Genomic DNA, 954 nt, shown 5'->3' on the forward strand with positions numbered 1-954 from the left:
TTTACCTCCACGCGCCGGTTTCGCCATTCAGCTAGCTGCACATGTATACCGAGATATTGGTCGCGATCTGCAACGTCATCGCTATAACAATCTCAGCTACCGTGCGCACAGTTCGCTCACGAGAAAACTGTGGCTCACATTGGTCATGTTGAGCGGCCGCGAAGAGCGATTACTGCAAAATATACCAGAGCCGACCAAACCCAACTATCCCTTATTCCAGCTAAACAGTTATGCCTACTAAAACGCTGCTCCAAGAAACGCAAGACCTACTGATTGTTGGGGCAGGGTGCAGTGGTTTATCGCTAGCAAGGGAGTTGGCATTACGCGGCTATCGGGGCAAGGTGGTGTTACTGGATCAACGAACCGCCTTCAGCAACGATAAGACCTGGTCTTATTGGGCAAAAAAAGAGAGTCGCTGGCACCAATTAGCCGAACATTATTGGGATAGTTGTGAAATATCGCTGAGAGGCGGCCATAGGCAACAGTGCGACTTCCACGCGTATGATTACTGTTCATTGCCTGCAGACACTTTTTATCAAGATGCCTGCTCGCTGATTGATCTTGGCGGCTATACCGTCGAGCTTGGGCAGACTGTGCAAACAATTGAAGCCATTGATGACCCTCCTGCCAAATTCAAAGTAACCACGACTGGTGGCAAGATATTTTTTGCTAAGCAGTTAATTGAGTGCAATGCACGCTACCAGTCGGCGGATTACTATCAAGTATTTTACGGCGAAGAGTGGCTACTTCACGAACCCTTACCTGACTGGCGTCGGGCTGGGTTAATGACAGAGCTAGTTAGCGATGAGGGCGGTACCGAATTTATTTATTGGCTCGCGCTGGCCCCAGATAGAGTGCTCGTTGAGCCGACCCGCTTTACACAGCATATAGTTGACCCGGAGATACTTCAGACCAAAATAGAGATATGGATGACGAAATATGGCTTAGCGCCAG

2 protein-coding genes are annotated in these 954 nt (G+C 49.3%); both read left to right on the forward strand.

The window, feature by feature from the left end:
- Positions 1-241 (forward strand): hypothetical protein (locus A3739_RS30315; RefSeq protein WP_197472525.1); only part of this gene is annotated, 241 nt, incomplete at its 5' end.
- The coding region (locus A3739_RS23630) for an FAD-dependent oxidoreductase (RefSeq protein ID WP_156502795.1) at positions 231-954 on the forward strand (724 nt) is incomplete at its 3' end. The genes A3739_RS30315 and A3739_RS23630, both read left to right, overlap by 11 nt.

It is taken from the genome of Oleiphilus sp. HI0067 (genome assembly GCF_001635735.1).